This window comes from Clostridioides sp. ES-S-0049-02, assembly GCF_020658465.1.
Lineage (GTDB): Bacteria > Bacillota > Clostridia > Peptostreptococcales > Peptostreptococcaceae > Clostridioides.
This window is the reverse complement of record NZ_JACVWG010000008.1, coordinates 1-23,285: the sequence shown is the minus strand read 5'-3', so window position 1 is coordinate 23,285 and position 23,285 is coordinate 1. Positions and strand designations below refer to the sequence as shown.

Annotated in this window: 16 protein-coding genes, 2 rRNA genes, 1 pseudogene and 1 riboswitch; of the genes and pseudogenes, 4 read left to right on the top strand and 15 right to left on the bottom strand. The window is 28.3% G+C overall.

Annotation, left to right across the window (positions count from 1 at the left end; all coding sequences use genetic code 11):
- Positions 1-2: 2 nt before the first annotated feature.
- A complete protein-coding gene (locus IC213_RS15095; protein ID WP_227825093.1) occupies positions 3-938 on the bottom strand; it encodes a sensor histidine kinase in 936 nt (311 codons plus the stop codon).
- A gap of 208 nt (positions 939-1,146) precedes the next feature.
- Between IC213_RS15095 and IC213_RS15090 the strand changes: the two are divergent.
- From IC213_RS15090 to IC213_RS15075, 3 genes and pseudogenes are all read left to right on the top strand, one after another.
- Positions 1,147-3,723 (top strand): annotated as a pseudogene (locus tag IC213_RS15090) (ABC transporter permease).
- Between the two features lie 11 nt (positions 3,724-3,734).
- Complete coding sequence (locus IC213_RS15080) at positions 3,735-4,397, top strand: ABC transporter ATP-binding protein (protein WP_227483393.1); 663 nt, start codon at positions 3,735-3,737, stop codon at positions 4,395-4,397.
- A gap of 39 nt (positions 4,398-4,436) precedes the next feature.
- Positions 4,437-4,778, top strand: coding sequence for a hypothetical protein (locus IC213_RS15075; protein ID WP_227863219.1), 342 nt, complete (start codon positions 4,437-4,439; stop codon positions 4,776-4,778).
- Between the two features lie 379 nt (positions 4,779-5,157).
- Here the strand turns inward: IC213_RS15075 and adhE are convergent, their stop codons facing one another.
- A complete protein-coding gene (adhE, locus tag IC213_RS15070) occupies positions 5,158-7,800 on the bottom strand; it encodes a bifunctional acetaldehyde-CoA/alcohol dehydrogenase (protein ID WP_227863218.1) in 2,643 nt (880 codons plus the stop codon).
- A gap of 854 nt (positions 7,801-8,654) precedes the next feature.
- On the opposite strand from adhE, the gene IC213_RS15065 reads away from it, so the two are divergent.
- A complete protein-coding gene (locus IC213_RS15065; RefSeq protein ID WP_227435512.1) occupies positions 8,655-10,253 on the top strand; it encodes a putative manganese-dependent inorganic diphosphatase in 1,599 nt (532 codons plus the stop codon).
- A 761-nt stretch (positions 10,254-11,014) separates the two neighbouring features.
- On the opposite strand, the gene IC213_RS15060 is transcribed toward IC213_RS15065, so the two are convergent.
- The 13 genes from IC213_RS15060 to IC213_RS15000 all read right to left on the bottom strand — a co-directional run.
- Positions 11,015-11,539, bottom strand: coding sequence for a peptidylprolyl isomerase (locus IC213_RS15060; protein ID WP_227435515.1), 525 nt, complete (start codon positions 11,537-11,539; stop codon positions 11,015-11,017).
- Positions 11,540-11,603: 64 nt separating this feature from the next.
- On the bottom strand, positions 11,604-12,356 hold the full coding sequence (locus IC213_RS15055; RefSeq protein ID WP_227435517.1) for a patatin-like phospholipase family protein: 753 nt from the start codon (positions 12,354-12,356) through the stop codon (positions 11,604-11,606).
- 30 nt (positions 12,357-12,386) lie between these two features.
- Entirely contained in the window at positions 12,387-13,685 is a 1,299-nt protein-coding gene (locus IC213_RS15050; RefSeq protein ID WP_227435519.1) for a M18 family aminopeptidase, read from the bottom strand.
- Positions 13,686-13,701: 16 nt separating this feature from the next.
- Positions 13,702-15,966, bottom strand: a complete 2,265-nt coding sequence (locus tag IC213_RS15045; RefSeq protein WP_227435521.1) for a DUF3553 domain-containing protein — start codon at positions 15,964-15,966, stop codon at positions 13,702-13,704.
- Between the two features lie 247 nt (positions 15,967-16,213).
- Entirely contained in the window at positions 16,214-17,035 is an 822-nt protein-coding gene (locus IC213_RS15040; protein ID WP_227435523.1) for an energy-coupling factor ABC transporter ATP-binding protein, read from the bottom strand.
- On the bottom strand, positions 17,028-17,726 hold the full coding sequence (gene cbiQ, locus IC213_RS15035) for a cobalt ECF transporter T component CbiQ (RefSeq protein WP_227483398.1): 699 nt from the start codon (positions 17,724-17,726) through the stop codon (positions 17,028-17,030). Before cbiQ ends, IC213_RS15040 begins: the two co-directional genes overlap by 8 nt.
- Before the next feature lie 2 nt (positions 17,727-17,728).
- Positions 17,729-18,013, bottom strand: a complete 285-nt coding sequence (locus IC213_RS15030) for an energy-coupling factor ABC transporter substrate-binding protein (RefSeq protein ID WP_227863217.1) — start codon at positions 18,011-18,013, stop codon at positions 17,729-17,731.
- Positions 18,003-18,755, bottom strand: coding sequence for an energy-coupling factor ABC transporter permease (locus IC213_RS15025; protein WP_227435530.1), 753 nt, complete (start codon positions 18,753-18,755; stop codon positions 18,003-18,005). The genes IC213_RS15030 and IC213_RS15025 overlap by 11 nt, the downstream gene beginning before the upstream one ends.
- A 184-nt stretch (positions 18,756-18,939) precedes the next feature.
- Positions 18,940-19,133, bottom strand: a riboswitch (cobalamin riboswitch).
- Between the two features lie 137 nt (positions 19,134-19,270).
- Entirely contained in the window at positions 19,271-21,046 is a 1,776-nt protein-coding gene (locus IC213_RS15020) for a nitric oxide reductase activation-like protein (RefSeq protein WP_227483399.1), read from the bottom strand.
- A 13-nt stretch (positions 21,047-21,059) separates the two neighbouring features.
- Positions 21,060-21,989 carry an AAA family ATPase gene (locus IC213_RS15015; RefSeq protein WP_227825088.1) on the bottom strand — a complete coding sequence of 310 codons (930 nt, stop codon included), beginning with the start codon at positions 21,987-21,989 and terminating at the stop codon, positions 21,060-21,062.
- A 142-nt stretch (positions 21,990-22,131) separates the two neighbouring features.
- Positions 22,132-22,740: a DedA family protein gene (locus tag IC213_RS15010; RefSeq protein ID WP_227483401.1), complete on the bottom strand. Its 609-nt coding sequence runs from the start codon at positions 22,738-22,740 to the stop codon at positions 22,132-22,134.
- Positions 22,741-22,931: 191 nt separating this feature from the next.
- Positions 22,932-23,048 (bottom strand): 5S ribosomal RNA (gene rrf / locus IC213_RS15005).
- A 114-nt stretch (positions 23,049-23,162) separates the two neighbouring features.
- Positions 23,163-23,285 (bottom strand): 23S ribosomal RNA (locus tag IC213_RS15000); the annotation flags it as partial.

Genomic DNA, 23,285 nt, shown 5'->3' with positions numbered 1-23,285 from the left:
AACTAATAATATTTTGGTATTAAGATTACAAATTCAGTTAAAAAATCATCACTATTTACAAGTATACTATAATCATACTTATCTAATATATTTTTAACTAGATATAACCCAAAACCTCTATCTTGTCCTTCTTTAGTGCTAAACCCATCCAAAAATATACTTTCAACATTATGTATTTTAGGACCATTATTTTTTATGGCTACAATATACTGAAATTCATCTTCATATGCATGCAATCTTATATACTTCTTTTCCTTTTTTATAGCAGACAAAGACTCTATTGCATTGTCTATTATATTTAATAGTACTGAACTCATGTCGTTAGGTTCAATCTCTAAATTATCCATAAAATCTTGAATATAGACATCAAAAGATATATTCTTTTCAAGGCATTCCTCATATTTTAATGAAGCTATAGCATCTAAATAAGATACTTTCCCATACCTTGAGTTTTTTGATTTAAAGTTATTTGATATATTCATTATATATCCTTTAGCATCTTCATCTAACCCAGTATTTAATAGAGAATACACTACTTGCAAATGTTTCAAATAGTCATGTTTTTGACTTCTTAATTTGACGATTATATTATCCTTATGATTTATTTTACTATCTAGCTTTTGTAACTTGGATTCTTGTTCATTGTTATTATTTATCAATCTTATAAATTTAAAACCTATATAACAACTTAAAATAATTAAAATTAGAAAAAATATAATGTTTAATACTCCTTCAAGTAAAGAATTATATCCTAAACTTAATTGTATATATTGAATACTCTCCATGAATAAAATCCATACAAAACATGATAAAAAAAATGTTAGTAGTCCTCTTTTTAATATGTCTAATTCTTTGTAAAACCTATACTTATTCATTATAAGGTTACTAAATATAAATAAGGTTAGTATTACTATAGGAAATATAAAGTTATTCTCCATAATTTCCCTCCCATCTACAATTTATATGAAAATTATATCATTTTAAAAAAATTATGTAAAAAGTCAAAATTTACATATAGATTAACTAAACTTGTAAAAACACATATAAATTTGTACAATTAACTGATTAAAATTTGAAAATACTTACTTTGCTATATATTTTAGATAAATATATAATTGATTTAGTTAAGAAAGGAAGGTGGTAAACATGAAAGATAATTTGAAAATAGTACTAAGGTATATAAAAAGTTATAAAGCTAGGTCTTTAGCAATTGCTGTGAGTATAATTCTTGCCACATCACTCATTGTCGGTATTGGTACCCTCTCAAGAAGTTCTCAGCAAGCAGATGTAGATAGATTGAGAAGAGAACTTGGAACTGACCATGCATACTTTAAAGATATAAAGATAAATCAATTAGAATCCATAAAATCTAGTAAAGATATTAAAAATTTGGGTATAACATCTTACTATGCATCCACAGATGTTAATGAAAAATTACCTATAAACATAGAATATGCAAATAAAAATTACTTGACTAGCCATTCTAAACTTATAAAAGGTAGCTTTCCAAAAGCTAGCAATGAGGTGGTAGTAGAGAAATGGGTCTTAAATAGTATGGGTTTAAAACCAGAGATAAATCAAGACCTTACTTTTAAATTATATCAAAAAGAAAATCCAGAGACTTTTAAAGTCGTAGGAATACTTGAAGATAGATATATAGAAAAAAGCAAGGGAAAATGTGAAATTTTTTTGAATCTCAATCAATCAAAATTGGATAAGTTTACAGCTTATGTTGAATTTAATGAGGGCAGTGATATAAATACAAACATATACAATATAGCAAAAAATGCTATGTTGGATGAGAATAGTATAGGAAAAAACTCAATGCTTATAGACTCTACTATGGAAAATGGTATTTTAGATGATTCAAGTAAATTCGTTGCAATTGCGATGAGTCTATTTGCTGGTATTGTAATATATAGTATCTATGTTATATCAATATACCAAAGAGTACAGGAATATGGTGTCTTAAGAGCAATTGGAGCCACTAATTTTAGGATTTTCAAACTTATGTTTTATGAACTTTTCATACTTGCTTTGATAGCAATGCCTATAGGTATATGTACAGGTATGGGGGGAGCACAAATATTTAATAGGTCTGCAGGAAATATTAAATTTGAAGGAAATATAAATGTTACACCTTTTGTTATTCCAGATAAAATAATCCTCTTATCAATTGCATGTACAATACTAACAATACTGATTATAAGTTTCTTTACATACTTAAAAATAAGAAGAATTTCCCCTATTGATGCTATCAGAAAAACTTTTGGAACTGATAAAAATGTAACCAAAGTTAATTCTTTAATATCCAAATTAACTTTAAATATATCAGTAACAAAATCTATATCTGCGAAAAACATCTTTAGAAATAAAAAGGGCTTCATTGTAATTATATTATCTATGAGCATAGGAGGTATAATCATCATAAAAGACAATTATAAATCTTCTTTTTTAGATGTCCAAAACAAAAGTAGTCAAGAGCAAACATATATGAATGCAGATTTTATTCTATCAAATGTTTTTCTAAATGAAACTGGCAACAGCACTTCTTTCAAGGATATAAAGGGTTTTAATGATAATCAGATAGACAAAATAAAAAATATAGATGGAATTGACAAAATCAAAACTGCTAGCATATTGAACACGAGAATAGAGGTAGATACAATAAATAGATTAGATTACTACGAAGCTATAAATTCAGCTCCTTATTATAAGAAATTTCCTCTATTCACAAAAAATAAGACTACCGGAAAATATACACTAAAACAAAAGTTAAGAGGTTATGATGATGAGATGATAAAATCATTAGAAAAATACTTGGTAAGTGGAAGTATAAATTTGAAAAAAATGAAAAAAGAAAACTTGTCTATAGTATATGTACCAGAAATTTCTAAAACACAGAAATATTCAAAGACTTTTACTCCTGGCGCAGGCACACCAGCTGTAGATATAAAAGTAGGCGATACTATAAAGGTCAAATATCCAAAAGTTGGAATAGATACAGGACTTTATGAAAGTCAAAAAGATAATTATGAATATCTAGAATATGACTTTAAAGTTGGAGCTATTGTAAGTTATCCTTTTGCAGATAATGGTATGTACTCTGGAGATGAGGGTGTAGATGTAATAACGAGTAGCGAATATCTAAAAAAATTAACTGATGTAGATAAGTATAACTTAGTTTATATAGACCTTAATAAAAATGCAAACAAGAAAAAAATAAATAAACTTTTGGGTAAAATTGGAAGTGAAGTTCCTGGAACTACAACGGTAGATATGATGGTAGAAAAAGAAAACTCTGATAAGATGACATCTAGGTCCATGATTTATAATTATGGTATAGTAGCAGTGATGTTCATAATTAGTGTATTTAATATAATAAATAACATAAGTTATAACTTAACCTCAAGAACTAACGAATTTGGAATGTTAAGAGCTATTGGTATCTCTTAGAAAGGATTTAAAAATATGATACTCTATGAGGGAATATTATATGGAGCACTCTCAAGTATAATTACCATTGTGGCTGGTCTTATAATACAATTTAAAATGTATTACCTGCAGGGATTTGTATCATATGGATTGGGATTTTCAATAGATTACAAAATATATATCCTAGTTGTTTTAGCAAACATAATTGTAGGTATTCTAGCTACATATATTCCATCAAGGAAGGTAAATAAAATTAGTATAGTCGAAGCTATAAACATTACAGAATAGGAGGAGTAATTATGCCTATATTAGAGATTCTTAACTTAGGTAAGATTTATGGAAAAAAAGAAACATCTGTACATGCACTAAAGGATGCAAATTTAAAAATAAATAAGGGTGAATTTGTTGCAATAATTGGCCCAAGTGGAAGTGGGAAAAGCACATTTCTACATTTAGTAGGTGGTCTTGAGAGACCAAGTAGTGGAACTATAAAAGTCGATGGTAAAGATATATGTTGCCTTTCAGATAAAGAACTAGCAAAATATAGAAGACAAAAAGTAGGATTTGTCTTTCAACAGTATAACCTAATTCCAGTATTAAATGTAAAAGAAAATATAGAATTACCACTAAAGTTAGACAATAAAAAAGTCGATGAAGAATACATCAAAGACCTTATAAATTTATTGGGGCTTAATGAGAGGAAAAATCATCTTCCAAATCAATTATCTGGTGGTCAACAACAAAGAGTTGCTATTGCACGTGCTTTATCTACAAAACCAAGTATAATCCTAGCAGATGAACCAACAGGAAATTTGGACAGCAAAACTACAGAAGAAGTCATGGATTTACTAAAAAGTTCAATAAAAAAATATAACCAAACGCTTATAATAATAACACATAATGAAAATATTGCTAGAAAAGCAGATAGAATTATATCTATAATAGATGGAGAGCTTAGTTAAACTAACACTCTAAAATCATTTATAGAAAAGAGGATTTAAATGTTATTAGTTTTAGGTAATTTAAATTTAGACTTGGATTTTGACTACAGAATAATAAGAGAAGAAAATGACGATGTAGATATATTTATAGATATTAATTATCGTAGCTTAGATATAGATACTGATGGTTCTAACTTATTTAATTCTAGAATCCAATTTCCATTTGTAAGAGCATTAATTCTAAGATTAAATAAGAACAAGCAATGTATGACAATTCATTTGTTAAGAGATATAGATTTATTTTCTGCCTTTGCTAACTTCGAGGTAGATTACAACGACTCTGTCATAAATATAAAAAATCAAAATGAGAAAGTTATTCTAAATAAATCTATCAAAAAGTAATAAGGGGGCCTTAATAGGCCCCAGTTTTTTTGTTTTCTATACCTATTATATCATGATAAATAGATTAGTCAATAGAATTTTCTGAATATTTTTATAATTTTTTCATAAAGTTTTTTATATATTATACTTTAAAATTATATGTAATGAAAAAATTTTGTGACTAATTTTAAAGTTAATTGATTAAATATACATATTCAAAATCAATATAAATTTTCTTACCTTTTATCATTTTTATTTAGGTTTTAAGTTATAATCTATCATTAACAAATATTTATATATAGCTCTAATAAAACTCTATTTATATGCAAATCTAATAATTTATATACAAGTCTAATAACTTATATTCAAGTCTAATAGAATTAATATTCTAAAAGAAATATTATTTACCATAATAAACTTTTAAATATATCTCTTTTAATTCACTCATCAATGGATATCTAGGATTTGCACCTGTACATTGGTCATCAAATGCTTGTTCAACCATAGCATCCAATCCCTCTAAGAATTTAGCTTCATCTACTCCTGCCTCTTTTATAGTCTTAGGAAGACCCACTCTTGCCTTTAATTCATCTATTGCTTTTATAAGATTATCCACTTTTTCTTGGTCTGTATTTCCTTTAATTCCTGCGAAAGAAGCAAATTCAGCATATCTTTGTATACAATCAGGGTATCTGTATTGTGAAAATGCGCCCATCTTATTTGGAGCCTCTGCACAATTGAACTTAATTACTTCATTTATTAACAATGCATTTGCAACACCGTGTTGAACATGGTGGAATGCACCAAGTTTATGTGCCATAGAGTGGCAAATTCCTAAGAAAGCATTTGCAAAAGCCATACCAGCCATAGTAGATGCCATTGCCATTTTTTCTCTTGCTACTTTATCAGTCTTTCCATTTTTATATGCACGAGGTAAATATTCAAATATTATTTTGCCTGCTTGAAGTGCTAGTCCATCAGCTGGTTCAGTTCTTAGCATAGATACATATGCCTCTAGTGCATGTGTTAATGCATCAACACCTGATGCTGCTGTTAATCTTGGTGGCATTTCCATCATCATATCTGCATCAATTATAGCCATATTTGGCATTAATTCATAATCTGCTAATGGATATTTTACACCTGAATCTTGGTCAGTTATAACTGCAAATGGAGTTACTTCTGAACCAGTTCCTGCTGAAGTAGGAATAGCTGCAAAGTATGCTTTTTCACCCATCTTAGGGAATGCATATACTCTTTTTCTTATATCCATAAATCTCATTGCTAAATCTTGGAAATCTACTTCTGGATGCTCATACATTACCCACATTATCTTACCAGCATCCATTGCACTACCTCCACCTACAGATATTATTAAGTCTGGTTGGAAATCGGACATAGCCTTAGCCCCTTCTCTTGCACAAGCTAGTGTTGGGTCTGGAGTAACATCAAAGAATGTAGTATGCTTAATTCCCATTTCATCCAATAAATCAGTTAGTTTTTTAGTATAACCATTATTGTAAAGGAAAGAGTCTGTTACTATAAAAGCTTTCTTCTTGTTCATGACATCTTTAAATTCTCTTGCTGCTACACCTAAACATCCTTTTTTGAAATAAACTTTTTGTGGGGCTCTAAACCAAAGCATATTCTCTCTCCTTTCAGCTACTGTCTTGATATTAAGTAAATGCTTAACTCCTACGTTTTCTGATACTGAGTTTCCACCCCAAGAACCGCAACCAAGAGTAAGAGATGGAGCTAATTTAAAGTTATATAAATCACCTATACCACCTTGTGATGATGGAGTATTAACTAATACTCTACAAGTCTTCATAGCATTTACAAACTTCTCTACTCTCTCTGGTTGATTGATAGAGTCTGCATACAATGATGAAGTATGACCATACCCACCATCAGCAACTAATTTTTCAGCCTTAGCAACTGCATCTTCAAAACTCTTAGACTTGTACATTGCAAGGACAGGAGAAAGTTTTTCATGTGCAAAAGGTTCCTCTACTTCAACAGATTCAACTTCGCCAATTATTATCCTAGCTGTTTTTGGCACTTCTACATCTGCCATTTTTGCTATTACATGAGCTGGTTGTCCAACTATTTTTGCATTTAAAGTTCCATCAATTATTACTACTTTACCTACCTTTTCTGTTTCTTCTTTATTTAAGAAATGTGCTCCACGATATTTAAATTCTTTTTTAACTTCTTCATATATTTTTTCTGGTACTATTACTGCTTGCTCAGAAGCACATATCATACCATTATCAAATGATTTTGATACTAATATTGAACTTACAGCCATTTTTATATCTGCACTCTCATCTATTATTGCTGGTACATTTCCAGGTCCAACTCCAACAGCTGGTTTACCTGAAGAATATGCAGATTTAACCATTCCAGGTCCGCCAGTAGCTAATATAAGGTCTGCTTCTGCCATAACAACATTAGTCAATTCAATTGAAGGCACATCTACCCAACCTATAAGACCTTTTGGTGCTCCTGCCTTAACTGCTGCATCATGTACAACTCTAGCCGCTTCTATAGTACAGTTTTTAGCTCTTGGATGAGGGGAGAAAATTATACCATTTCTAGTTTTTAGTGCTATTAGGGACTTGAATATTGCAGTTGATGTAGGGTTAGTTGTTGGTATAACTGCTGATAATACACCTACTGGTTCAGCAATCTTTGTAAATCCAAATGCCTCATCTTTTTCTATAACACCACAAGTTTTAGTGTCTTTATAAGCATTATAGATATACTCTGAAGCGAAATGGTTTTTTATAACTTTATCTTCAACAATACCCATACCAGTCTCTTCAACTGCCATTTTTGCTAGGGGAATTCTTTGTTGATTTGCTACAGTTGAAGCAGCTAAGAAAATTTTATCTACTTGCTCTTGTGTAAATGTTGCAAATTCTTTTTGTGCTAATCTAATTTCCTCTAGCCTCATTCTTAATGTCTCAACACTATTGACAATCTCAGGGCTACATACTTCAACAGCTACTGTTTCTACAACCTTTTCTTTTTTCTCCATAACTAAAAACCTCCCTAAATAATTATGCATCTCCTATTTTTATAAATCTTAAATGCATCATCTATTATATTTTTAACCTATACTTAAAATAATTTTATAGATTTCATATCTATACTTTAGATTTTATTTATTTTATGCCCTTAGGTCAAGAAGTTTTTTTCTGAATATTTTGTCAATTTATTTTTTAACAAATATATTATTTTTTTTACTTTTATTAAATTTTTTTATTTAAATAAGATATATTTCATTTGAATAATTTACTTTGACTAAATAAACTACTAAAATGATAATTTATATCTTTCACTTTTTTTATTTATTAAATTTTATATGTTATTTTTACAAGTAAGACATAATATTTTTGTCATATTTTCATAAAATAACACTTATTTTTGATTTATATGCATTTTTTCTTTTGATAATGACTATGTAATTTTTAAAAATATATAAATTAAAAACATTTTAGTTTCTATAAGTTATTTTTAAGTCAATATCTTAAAATAATATTTTTCATGTAGATAAACAATTTTTATATCAACCTCGTTAATTTTTTACTTACAATATGTATACAAAAAATTTTACAGCACAAAATTATTTATAAATTCTTAGTTTATTATCATATTAATTAATTTTTTCTCAGGTATATCCAATCAATTAATTGTGAATAAAAATTAATTTAATTGGGTAAAAGTAGATATCATAAAAAATTTTATATTAAATTTGTAGTACTTATATAAGAGATAAAATTTCCTATAATATTTTTTCATTAAATTTTTTCTTTTACAACAAATACTTACTACCTTTTGATATAATATTTTTATCAGTTATTATATTCAGGTTTTGAAAGGAGTATTAAAATGAGTTTATTAGTTTTCGGACATAAAAATCCAGATACAGATTCAATATGTTCTGCAATTTCATTAGCACATTTAAAAAACAAATTAGGGATAGAAGCAACAGCTTATGCTTTAGGAGACATCAGAAAGGAAGCTAAATACGCCTTAGATTACTTTAAGGTAGATGCACCTGAAATCTTAGATAACGTTAGAATACAAGTTAGAGATTTAAATTATGATAAGGTAGTACCTTTAACTCCAACTTCTTCTATATTAGAAGCCTATAATCTTATGGATGAAAAAAATGTTAAAACATTACCTGTAACTTATGAGGATGGAACTTTTGCTGGTATTATTACCATGAAAGAAATAGCTAAAAACCTTCTTCATCAACATTTTACAACTATACACACATCACTATCAAATATCTGCAAAAACCTTAATGGTAATATCCTTGTAGATTGTGGTGAAGATGTAAAAGGTAGAGTTGTTACTTTATCATTTGGTATGGAAACCCTGATAGAGACTTTAAAAGAAGGGGATATAGCTATTGTTGGCGATAGATATGATAGTATTGAATACGCAATTGATACAAAAGTTAAGCTTTTAATACTTACTAATCATACAAAAATTTCAAAAGACTTACTAGCTCTTGCTAAAATAAATGGAGTGTCTGTTGTTTCTGTTGAAAGTGACAACTACAAAACTTCTAATGTCATAAATCAATGTAGTTTCTTAGATTCTATAGAAGCCACAGATAATTTGATTACATTTAAAGAAGATGACTATATGGATGAAATAAAAGAAATTATGTTAGAAACAAATTTTAGATCTTATCCTATATTAGATGATGACAATAAGTTTTTAGGATTAATTTCAAAAGGGCATCTATTAAATCCATCTAAAAAGAATGTTGTTTTAGTTGACCATAATGAATATGCTCAAAGTGCTGATGGAATTGAACAAGCAAATATAGTTGAAATAGTTGACCATCATAAACTTGGTGGTATTTCTACTGATGTTCCTATGTCTTTTAGAGTTATGCCTGTTGGATGCAATAGTACTATAATTTATCAAATGTATAAAGAAAATAATGTTGAGATACCTTATGAAATAGCTGGTCTTCTTTTATCTGCTATATTATCTGATACATTATTATTTAAATCTCCAACAACTACTGATATGGATAAGAAAGCTTGTGAAGAATTAAGTAAAATAGCAAAAGTAGACATGGAAAAATATGCTATGGATATGTTTAAATGTGGTACTTCTTTAGATGAGTTTACTATAGAACAAATAGTAAATATGGACTTTAAAGAGTTTAACATGAGTGGACATAGAGTTGGTATAGGACAAGTATTTACTTTAGACACAGACTCTATATTTGCTAAGAAGGATGAATTTTTATCTTATATAAATTCAACTGATTATGACAAATTAGTTCTTGCAGTTACAGATATAATAAAAGAAGGTTCTTATTTAATTTACAAAGCAGAAGATAGATTGATTGCTGATGCATTTGGTATTGAAGGAGTTCAAGGAACATTTGCTCCAGGTGTTGTATCTAGAAAGAAACAATTAGTACCTAACTTAACTACTGCAATTAAAAATTTTAAATAATATAAAATCTTTAAACAACACAAAAACTGTTTCAAATTTAAATTTGAAACAGTTTTTTATATTTTTATTAAACCCTTCAATATATTTAATGTCTTTGTTAAAGTACATACTTAGTTACAATATGTCACTTAAAAATTTACTGTTTGAAATTCTTTTATAACAATATTAAATTCCATAAAAAAATACACTATTAGAAAACTCTAATAGTGTATTTTTCTCTTCTTATTATATATTACACTTTAAATTATTCCTTGACTGGTTTAGCTGGTGTAAACTAAACCAGTCTCTCTCAAATATTAAGCACTTTTTTCTTATTATGTTCTTTAGGATTTATTGTCTCTATTATTGTAAACCAAAGTTATGAAATTGTAAATAGAATATATTACCATTATAATGTTTTTTCTTAAATAAAAATATACAAATAACTTTCTTTTCTTAAACAAAATCGCTAAAATAGCTTTAAAAAATGTTAAAATAAATGTTTTCCATCTATCTTCTATATTTATTTTAATATATTATATATTAAAAACTTAATCATAAATAATTTAATATAATTATTTTTCTATAATACTTTAAGATGATGTTCTGATAAGATTACTGGAGTTATTTAGTATAATAAAAATTTAATAGATAATTAAATTTCAGTAAAACAAAGTATAATAGAATAAATTAAAAAGTGAGATGTTATTATATTCTCTAGAAAATATAATAACATCTCACTTTATCTTTAAGTTGTATATATTTTTTCTTTTATCTGTGTCCTAGTTTTTTTCAACGTCTGAGTAATCTACTCCAAAAGTTTCTACAGTTACAGCTTTCATAACTTGCGGAGTCTGTGGCTTGTCCGCTGCTCCTGTTCTAACTGATGCTATTTCATCAACTGTATCCATACCTTCTATAACTCTACCAAAACCTGCATATTGACCATCTAAATGTGGTGAATTTTTATGCATTATAAAAAATTGAGAACCAGCTGAATTAGGTGCCATAGTTCTAGCCATTGATATAACGCCTCTTTCATGCTTTAAATTGTTAGTGAATCCATTTCCACTAAATTCACCTTTTATAGAATGTCCTGGACCACCCATTCCAGTACCATTTGGGCATCCACCTTGTATCATAAATCCTGGTATTACTCTATGAAATGTTATTCCATTATAATATCCATCATCTACTAATGATACAAAATTTTTAACTGTATTTGGTGCTATATTTGGGTACAACTCAATTTTTATTTCTTTTCCATTTTCCATTACTATAGTTACTATAGGATTTTTATTTTCCATGACTTATTACCTTCCTTTTTATTAATTAAATTACACAATTACATTTATTATATTATACTCTAAATTAAACTCTAGCAAGTATATTTTTTCCTATTTCATATCCTTCTTGATATATAGTTTTACAAAACTCATCATCAAAGTTAAGAGTATCTTTAGGTGCAAATTGAGTGTTAGGTCTAACTACTATTATTTTATCTTCATTATATATTTTTTTGATGTCATCTGGTAAATCATAATTATACTTTGTGGATATCAGAATAATTTTATCCACATTATCCACAATTAAAGGCTCAATTAACGCACTCCTAATTAGACCTCCATCCAATTTAAAACCATCATAAATACCATCTTGCACATCCTTCATGAATTGTTCTTTAAATCCAAGAGTAGCATTTGGATTTGATGGTAACAATCCACTATATGAAATGCTTAAAATTGCTTCGTCTTTAGGCATTTTTGACACATTTACAACCTTTTCTGATACTACCTTATTATTAACTTCTACATAGTTAACATAGAAGTTCATTTTCTCTATTTTACTACTATCTAGTTCTCTCAGATTATCTATAGCTGGAGAATTATCCACAGTATTATTTACTATTTTCACATTTCCGTTCTGGATATCTTTTATATTTGTCCACATTTTTTTCAAGTTATCAACATTACCTGTGTATAAATAATATCCATTTATTGCTCCTATTGATGTTCCTGAAATTGAATAAAAATGATTTATTCCATTATCATACAAAGCGTTAACTACCCCTGCTTGGTAAGCTCCCTTTGCTCCTCCACCTTCTAAGCATAGTCCTAGTTTCATAGTTTCATCTCCAAATTGTTTATCTTATATTTATATTTCAAAAAACTTACTAAATGTTTTATATATACTATAATGGTCTTCAACATTACCTAATTCCCTTATAGAATGCATTGCTAAAATTGGACTTCCTACATCCACAGATGGTATATCTACATGAGTAGAGGATATTGGACCTATAGTACTTCCACCCCTCTCATCTGACCTATTTACAAATTCTTGATACTCGACATTAGCTTCCTTACATATATTTTTGTAAACAGCTATAGAATATCCATCACTTGTATATGCTTGACTTGCATTTATCTTTATAACAGGCCCTTTTCCCATAACTGGTTTATTGGTTGGGTCATGTTTTTCTGGAGTATTTGGATGAATAGCATGAGCTAAATCTGATGATATCATGAAAGACGAATAAATAGCCTCAAAAAATCCTTCTCTATGTTTCCCTATTGATAAACATATTCTCTCCAATATATTTAATAGCATATTTGAATCTGCACCTTGTTTAGTAGAACTTCCAACTTCTTCATTGTCAAATACAGCCATTACATTTACACCACTTTGTCCTTTAGCATCAACTAAAGCATTTAAACTAGCATGTACCATTGCAAGATTATCTTGTCTTCCAATAGATATAAATTCCTCATTAGCCCCTATTAAACTTCCTTTTTCAAATTCATATAAGAACAAATCAAAGTCTATTATATCTTCCACTTTTACATTTAAATTAGATGATATTTGTTTTAAAAGAAAGTTATCTTTTTCTAATGTATCATTTAATAATCCAACTAAAGGTAACATATCTTTTTGCTTATTATATGAATGACCATCATTTATGCTTCTATTCAAATGTATAGCTAGATTTGGTATTATACAAATTGGTTTTTTAAAGTCGATAAGTTTTTCCTTTGGCTTAAGTACACTATCTCCTTTTAAGACTACTCTTCCAGCTATACCAAGTGGTCTATCTAACCATGTACTTAATATTGCTCCTCCATAACATTCTGTATTCAGCTTCAAATAAACTTTCTCAGCTTCTATTTCTGCATTTGGCTTAATACTAAATGTAGGAGAATCTGAATGAGAACCTATTATTCTAAACCCACCTTCTTCTATATTATCTGAGTTAACTACAAAAGCTACTATAGCAGATAAATTTTTAGTCACGTAGTATTTTCCACCTACTCTTAGATTCCATTTCTTATTTAAAGCTAACTCTTCAAATCCATTTTTATCTAAAACTTCTTTAGCACTATCAACTGCGTGAAAAGATGATGGGCTATCGTATATGAAATCTATTAAATTTTTAGCAAAGCTTATACTATCCATTCCTAATTTTCCTCCATTATAAAATATCTAGTGTTGTATATTCTTTATTTATTTTTTTAATTCCTTGCTTATCAAAGGCTATAGTAACATCTGTTCCAGTTATAGACACGACTGTTCCAACCCCAAATTTAGGATGATGTACTTTAGAACCAAGCTTTATATCTTCTGGATTAGTCTCTTTATTTGAATCTTTTATTGTAGCGTTAACATTATCTGCAACTTTAGATTTACTTATAGTATTCATATACTTTTTAGTATATTTATCTAACATATTATAACTTGCTTTAGAATAACTTAATTCTTTTTTCATTTTGTACAATCTTTCTATACATTCTTCTGGTAACTCTTCCATAAATCTTGAAGCTATTGCAACATTTGTTTTACCATATAGCGTTCTTTTTTCAGTTAGTGACATGTATAACTCTTCTTTAGCTCTAGTTATACCAACATAACAAAGCCTTCTTTCTTCTTCTATTTGAGATTCACTCAGAGACTTTATAGCTCTTGATATAGGAAATAGTCCTTCTTCCATCCCTGTTAAAAATACAACTGGAAACTCCAATCCTTTAGATGTATGAATTGTCATAAGAGAAACTCTATCATTGTCCTCTTCATCATTAGATTCGGATGTAAGTGCTATACTAGTTAAAAATGTCTCTAAATCTTTATTTTCATAAGTGTCATCACTACTACTTTCAAACTCTAGTGCTATAGATATAAATTCTCTTAAATTATCAATTCTATCTTGAGCTTCTTCACCTTTACCAGTTAAATCTTTTTCATTTTTATTTTTTATATCTACAAGTTCATCCATATATCCTGTAGTATCTAAAACTTTTTCTATTAACTTACTAACAGGATAGACTTCTTTTATAGTTCTAAGTGTACCTATAATATCAACAAATCCACTTATACTTGCTCTAGCTTTTGTAGATATATCGGAGTTTGTTTCTATATCAATTAAAACTGAATATATACTCTCTTGTTTCAAATTGGCTCTATCTTCAATTTTTTCTATAGTTCTAAGCCCTATACCTCTTCTAGGAACGTTTATAATTCTTTTTATAGATATGTCATCCTGTGGATTTTGAATAACTCTTAAATACGCTACTAAGTCCTTTATTTCTTTTCTCTCATAAAACTTTGTACCACCATATATATTATATGGTATTTGACTTCTGTTTAAAGCGTCTTCTACAGGTCTTGCTTGTGCATTTGCTCTATAAAGTACTGCAAAATCTTTGTATGGTCTATTCTCTTTTCTAGCTATTTGTGCAATTGAGTCAGCTATAAAATCAGCTTCTTCTATTTCACTACCAGTTAGTTGTATCTTTATAAGTTCTCCTTCTTTCTTTTCACTCCAAAGTTTCTTTCTTTTTCTTTCTATGTTATTTGATATAACTTTGTTAGCTGCATCTAATATTACTTGTGTTGATCTATAATTTTGTTCTAGTTTCACAACATGTACATTATCATAATCTTTCTCAAATTCAAGTATATTTCTTATATCTGCGCCTCTCCATCCATAAATACTTTGGTCATCATCTCCAACAACACAGATATTTTGATGTTCTCTAGCTAATAATTTTATTAGCTCATATTGAGCTTTACTCGTATCCTGATACTCATCTACCATTATGTATCTAAATCTACTTCTGTAATAAGCTAATACTTCATCATTAGCCTTAAAAAGTTCTACAGTTTTAAGTATTAAATCGTCAAAATCAAGTGCACTATTTCTCTTTAAACGGTCTTGATATAATGCATAAATATCTGCAATTTTAACCATTCTATTATCCGACATATTCATATCTTTAAACTGCTTTGGCGTATAAAGCTTATCTTTTGCTCCTGAAATAGCACTTATAACGGCCTTTGGTTCAAATACTTTATCACTTAAATTTAATTCTTTAAGGCAATCTTTGACTAAGGTTACTTGGTCTGCAGCATCATAAATTACAAAACTTCTATTGTAACCAATTTTATTTATATCTTTTCTAAGTATACGAACACAACAAGAATGGAATGTACTTATCCACATTTCCTTAGTTTCCGAACCTATATTTTGTTCGACTCTTTCTCTCATTTCATTTGCAGCTTTATTTGTAAATGTTATAGCTAATATACTAGGTGCTTGTACACCTTTATCTTCCATAAGGTATGCTATTCTTGTTGTTAGTACCTTAGTTTTACCTGAGCCAGCACCAGCTAATATAAGTACTGGACCCTCAGTTTTTTCTACTGCTTCTCTTTGAGCAGGATTTAATGTATCTAAATTCATATTTCTCCTCCTGTTAACAGCCATAAATATATTTTAATCTAAAATATGAATTACTTCAAATTATAATTATGTATTATATTAATAGATTATTGTCAAATTTTAACAATTAGATAACACTTACTTATAAAATTTATTTTTATATCTATAAAAAAAATAACCTTATGATTTGGGGAATCATAAGGCACCTTTAAGGGGTCTAGGTTAAGGGTTATTATATAAATCTATTTTTTTAAAATAGGTTTAGGGCTTAATTATTTATTTGTACTAAGTCTCTTTCTTTCCAGTACTTATACAAATCTTCTTCTTTCTTAAATAAAGGTAAATTCATATTTTTATGTACCTTTACTAACCATGGAGATTCTAATCCAGCTTGTATAATATTGTTCTCATTTACAAATACACTTTCTGCATTTCCTTCATCAATTAAAATTCCCTTATCCAGTACATATATATAATCGCATATTTCATACATTAAATTCATATCATGACTGGATATTACTATTTTTATATTATTTTTATCTAATCCCTTTATTATATCTACAATAGACCTAGTACTTACTGGGTCTAATCCAGCTGTAGGTTCATCAAGCAATATAATTTCATTTTCCATTGCTATAACTGATGCAATTGCTACTCTTTTTTTCTGACCATAACTTAAGAAGTGTACTGGCCTATCTATAAAATCTATTCCATTAACAGCTATCAAAGCTTTGTTTATTCTCTCTTTAATAATTTTTTCATCCATCCCAATGTTTCTCATCGCAAATGCTATATCATCATATACTTTTGAGTAAAATATTTGTTTTTCTGGGTCTTGAAAAACAATCCCTACATTCTTTCTAAGATTATACAAACTCTTCTTATCATACTTTAACTTTTCTTCTTTGAAAAGTATTTCTCCAGATGTAGGCTTTAATATTCCCATTAAATTCATAAATAAAGTTGACTTTCCTGAACCATTTGAGCCTATTATACCTATAACATTTCCCTTTGAGAAATCCATATTAATGTTCAATAATGCACTAGCATTTTTTTCATATTGATATGTTAAATTATTTATTTTAAACATCATTATCCCCTACTATGTGAAATTTACCATCATACAATTTTATGTCTAATGATATACACATATCATCATACCTTGTCATAAGCCTTTTGTACAGCATACTTCCAAGAATCCCTAAAGATTTATATGAAGTTTTTAAATTTATGTACCCAAATCTTAGTTCTTGTGATTTATATATCTCTGAAAATTCTTCTAAAAATATAAATATAAATCTATATATTAACATTGATAATTCAACAAAGGTGTCTGGTAAATGCAATTTTTTGAAGAAAAATATTAACTGATTAAAAGGTGTTGTAAGTATACAAAAATACACACAAGTTAAACAAGACATAGCTCTAAATAACACATGAATAGACATGTCAATAGATGCCTTTGATATTCCTATATAAAAACTAAAAAATTGAAAACTATATAGTAAATCTACTTTATTAAAAGATATATTTACAAGAGTTATACCTATACTAAGAAATAAAAAATACATTGGTATTTGAAGTAATTTCAAATAATTTTTTAAATCTATCCCTGCTACACAAACAACTAAAATACTCATTAAAATCATAATTCCACTTAAGATAAATACATTTTTTATTACCATAGAAGCAATTAGAAAAATTGCTCCTATGGCTACTTTTTTATTTGGATTTACTTTACTCAATCTATTTGTATATGCATATTTATCAATTATAAGCATAATTAACTTCTCTTTCCTTTTTGAATACCTAATATGTATCCTATTACACCTGCACCTAAAGCTGCTTGTGCAGAGAATAATAAACTCTCTATTTCTCCACTTGGTGGCTCATATGGGCTACTAAACCAAGGCTCATAATTTGGATTTATCTTAGTAATTTCACTTTCAGCTTGACCATCTGATCCTCCATATTCAGCACCTGAATTTACAAGTAATGGGAATATAATAAGAGCTACTACTAATAAAAGTAATAATATGTTAGTTTTTGTTTTTGTTTTAGCACTCATTAGCTTTAACTCCTTTATCATTATTTTCTAGTATGCTTTTTTCTCCATTTTCTGTAATTAAATTATATACAATTACAGTAAGGATACCTTCTGCTATTGCTATTGGTATTTGAGTCATAAAGAAAATTCCTAAGAATTTAATTGCTGAAGCCATCACTCCACCAGATGGGTCTGGAAAAGCCAGTGCTAATTGTATTGAAGTTATTGTATATGTGGCTAAGTCTCCTATTGCTGCTGCAAGAAATACTGGTATAGCATTATTTCCATCCTTTTTCTTTAATGCTTTAAATATTAAAAATGATATAATTGGCCCTATTATAGCCATTGAAAAAGCATTAGCTCCTAAAGTAGTTATTCCACCATGTGCTAGTAATAATGCTTGGAATATTAAAACTATAGTTCCAAGAACAAACATTACACTTGGTCCAAACATTATTGCTCCAAGACCTACTCCAGTAGGATGTGAACAACTTCCTGTTACTGAAGGTATTTTTAATGCTGATAATACAAAGACAAATGCTCCACATAGAGCTAATAAAACTTTCTTCTTAGGGTCTTGCTTTACTATTTTACCTATTGATTTTAATCCCACTAAGAAAAATGGTATAAATATAACTCCCCATGCTATAGACCATTTTACTGGTAAGTAACCTTCCATTATATGCATTGCATTTGATGTAACTGGAGTTAAAATTATTAACATAAGTGCAGCTATAACCCCTAATTTGATATTTTGTTTCATTTGAGTATCCCCTCTCTCCCTTTCTAATAATTAAAATATGAATAATACATGTATCCTTCATTATAGCAAAATAAAAAAGCCTAACTCGATGGCTAGGCTTCTAATTTTCGACAATCTAAATACAAACACATAAAATAAACATATCTGTATAATTATTATAAGAAACTTTCTCCATCCCCGAAGAAATCACTTTAATATTTTAGGCAGGTCTCCTGACTTAGCTTCATCCTACTCCTCTTCCTTCCCATGAAATATAAAAACATATTATCATAGTGGCTAACAAAAGTTTCGTCTGCATCACAGTAGCGGGGGCTGTAAAGGAATTTAACCTTCTTCCCTATTAATCTTGCTTAAAGAACCTATAATATTATATATTTAATTTTTAATATTACTTTATTTTTAATTCATTTTCTATATAAATCATTGTATACCTTTTCTGTGAAAATTTCTACATTTTTTACAAATTTTATTCATTTTTATATTTTTATGTATATAAATTCTTTTTTATAAATCTATTAATTCCTAATTATTTTCTTTAAATACATTGAAACTACATCAGAAAATCTAGTTATATCTCTTGAATATATAAAATCATTTCCATAGATTAATCTTTCAGCTTCAAGTTCTGATTCTTTGCCTGTAAATACTCCTAATACTAATATATTTTGTTTCCTAGCTTTTCTTACTTCATTAGCTGTATCTCTTAAACCAACAACACCTCTATAAGCTTTTTCACCTCTTAAAGTTCTCTCACTGTTTTTTCCTATCTTTACATCATTTGGTCTTCCATCACTAAGGACTATCAAAATTTTATTTTCTTCATCTCTATTTATCAAACCACTACATATAGATTTTATAGCTAAACCATCTCTATTGTTACCAGCGCAGAAGTATTCAAAGATGTTTTCACTATTTTTAATACTGTCATCATAATCCTTAAATCTTTTTAATATCGTATAATCTAAGAAACTAGAAAAACCCATAACTCTATTTGGTATTCCAACTTCCGTCAAAGCATTTGCAATTATGTAAGCTTGAATTGCTACATTTCCTTGGTTTCTACTTTGAGAACCACTTGCATCCAACAATATATCAATAACATATTTTCCTTTTTCATTTTCTATATCTTTATAAAATATTTTATTATTATTACTCCTTCCAACTCTCCAGGCTCTATTTGCTAATATAGTACCACAATCAGAATATACTCTATTTTTAGCATTTTCTTCTACTAAAATCCTAGAAAGGCTTTCTTTTAATCGCTTTATTTGTTGTCTATACATCCTAGCATGTTCTCTAAATTTGCCTAAATTATTTTCTTTTTGTCTTGTCACATATTTTAGCTGAAAAACATTATTACATTCACTTCTAAGAACACCATCTGTGAAGTGAATTCTACATCCTTCATGTACGTTTCTACAATTTTGTGTTTCAAGCTTTTTAATTTCACCCTTACTTAAATAAGTTTTCCCATAGTAATGTTCTATTTTAGTGTATATTTTATTTACAGTCTCTTCATCAACATATATAACTCTATCTGCTGAATTGTTAGCTTGAGAATTGTCAAAGTCTCCTACTCCCTCTATAAGCATTGATGAGGAGATTGAATCTATATCACTTTCAACGATATTTTCATCTTCATCGCTATATAGTTCTTCATACATAAAATCAGCAAACGTATCAAAGTTTACTTCAACATTTTTTACATTGTTTTCATCATATGTAGAATTATTTTCTTCACTATTCAATATATATTCAAAATAAGTTAAATATATAACATCTAATGCCTTTAAAATCTCCATAATATCCTGATTTGTATCTATAAGCCTTATATCATTTACTATTCTTTTAGTTATACTATCTAATGCTGGATGTTTATCCATGCTATAAAGTACAAATGCATATTTAATCTTGTCCATCATATTGTTATTGTATATCTTGGTAAAACGTGAAACAATATCTTTATATGCTCTTTTTCTAATATCTTCTATTCCAGGTCTATCTTTAATAGCTTTTTCTTCAACAATTGTATTTAGTATAACTTGAATTAGACCTAATATAACATCCTTATCATATCCTTTTCGTATTCTATTTGTGAGGTATTTTTTAACTATATCCCAGTCTACATATTTTCTTCTAGCTCCTGCAATTATTGCAAAGTATAGACCTATTTCCTTTGAAGAATAATCTTTTTCTGATATATCTATACTTTCGTTATAATCACCAGCTATTGTCCAAGATAAGTTATTTGCTCTATTTTCAAATTCATAATCATCATATATCCATTTCATAATCTCACCTATATTAAATATGACTTATTGGAAATATATCTGCACTCTCCCATTTATTAGGTATTCTTGTTTTAATTACATCTCCAACCATTTCTTTTTCATATATATCAAAAGTCTTTCCTGTAAGCCCCATATTAATTGCAAGAGTTGGCTTTAATCCTCTTCTTATAGTTTTAAGAGATGCCATAAGACCTCTTAAATCAATAGCTTTACTAGATATTTCACCATTTTGAGATTTTAATTGTAAATCTAAAAATATCCCTGCAAATTGTGTTAATTTTTCTTCATCAGCATCTGAAAATTCATTTTTCAAAATCATCATTAACTTCTCCTCTTCTACAGGAGGAATATCTATTACCATAAACCTAGAAACTAGAGCTTCATTAAGTTCCTTTGTTCCTGCATACTCATAATTCATAGTTCCAATAAATCTTGTTGCTGGGTGCAGATTAACTCTCTCATAACCTGGCACATCAATCACTCGACGATAATCTAAGGCTGAATGAACTACAACTATGGCATCATTTTTTGCCATATTAATTTCATCAAATATCCCAAATCCTCCATTAACAGCACACTCATAAACTGAACCCCTTCTAAGTTTAACTTCGTTATCTATAAATGTATCTGTACCTATAAGTGTTGAACTATCTGTATTTATATGAAACGAGGTATTCCATTGGGGTCTATTAAATATCTCGCCTAAATTATCAGCAAGTAAATTTTTCCCTGTTGCCTTTGGCCCTGACAATAAAATATTTTCTTCTTCTAAAATAGCTGTTATACACATAGATAATATCTCTTTACCATAAAAATAAGTTTTAGATTTTGTTACTCTGTATTCTAAATCTTTTTCTAAGCCATAATAATTTCTGAAATGCAATACATCTTCAATAAGTTTCTCATCTACCCCTTGTATCCTTAAGTTATCTATTATATCCATATCCTTACCCCTTTTATATAAAATAGTATTTGTTTTATTTCTTAACACCATTTTAGCACAAAAGGATATAGCCTAAAATTAATTTTATAAATTAATAACAGCCCTTTCTGTATTCTACAAAAAGGGCTGTCCATATATATTTTTATAATCTTATTCTATTGTGTTTTTTATGTATATGTGACTTAATAGCAAAACCAACAATAATTATAGCTATTGGTATAATTAGAACCATAAATTTATAATCATTATAATGTGACATTATTTTTACCCAACTCTCTGAAAAAATATACCCAATACTAATTAACGAAGTATTCCATATGGTGATACCCACAATAGAGGATACAATAAAAGTTATAATATTCTGACCTGCAATACCTGCTATAAAAGATATGTATGTTCTACATAGAGGAATTAATCTACATACACAAACAGAAATAGAAGAGTATTTGTTAAAATAATCTTGTGATGTAAAAATTCCCTTTTTTGCCTTTGGACATATCTCTACTATCTTATTTATGATAGATTTTCCTCCCCAATTACCTATTGTATAACAAAATATTGAACCAAGTATACCTGCAACTATACTTAAAATTAAAATAGTTAGAAAACCAAAATGATTTCTTGCTGCAATAGCACCACAAAGTGGCAAAACTACTTCACTAGGTAATGGAAAACAAGCATACTCAATCATAATTAATACAAATACAGATATTAATCCATATTGTAAAATAAAACTATTGATTACAGACACCCACTTATCTATCTCCTTTCTTATTTAAAAGTACATACCTATAAAACCTCACATCCTACATTATAAGAATTAATTTATAAAAAACTCTTTAAAATATTATATGTGTTTATATAAAGCATTTATAACAGACTTATGTTTTTTTAATAAGAAATTTGAAAATAAGAAACTTGACAACAAAAAATAAAAAAATTACGTGGCTACGTCCTACTCTCCCAGGCAGTTTCCCACCAAGTACCATCAGCGCTAGAGAGCTTAACTTCTGTGTTCGGAATGGGAACAGGTGTATCCTCTCTGCTATTGTAACCACATAATCTCTATGCTTAATATTACTATTAAGTTATTGAAACTAGTAAAACTAGATTCTTTAGAGTTAACACTCTAAAAACTACATATATATTTTAATCAATGAACATCAAATAATATTGGTCAAGTCCTCGACCTATTAGTATCGATAAGCTAAATACATTGCTGCACTTACACCTTCGACCTATCAACCAGATAGTCTTTCTGGGGTCTTACCCTTGCGGTGGGAAATCTTATCTTGA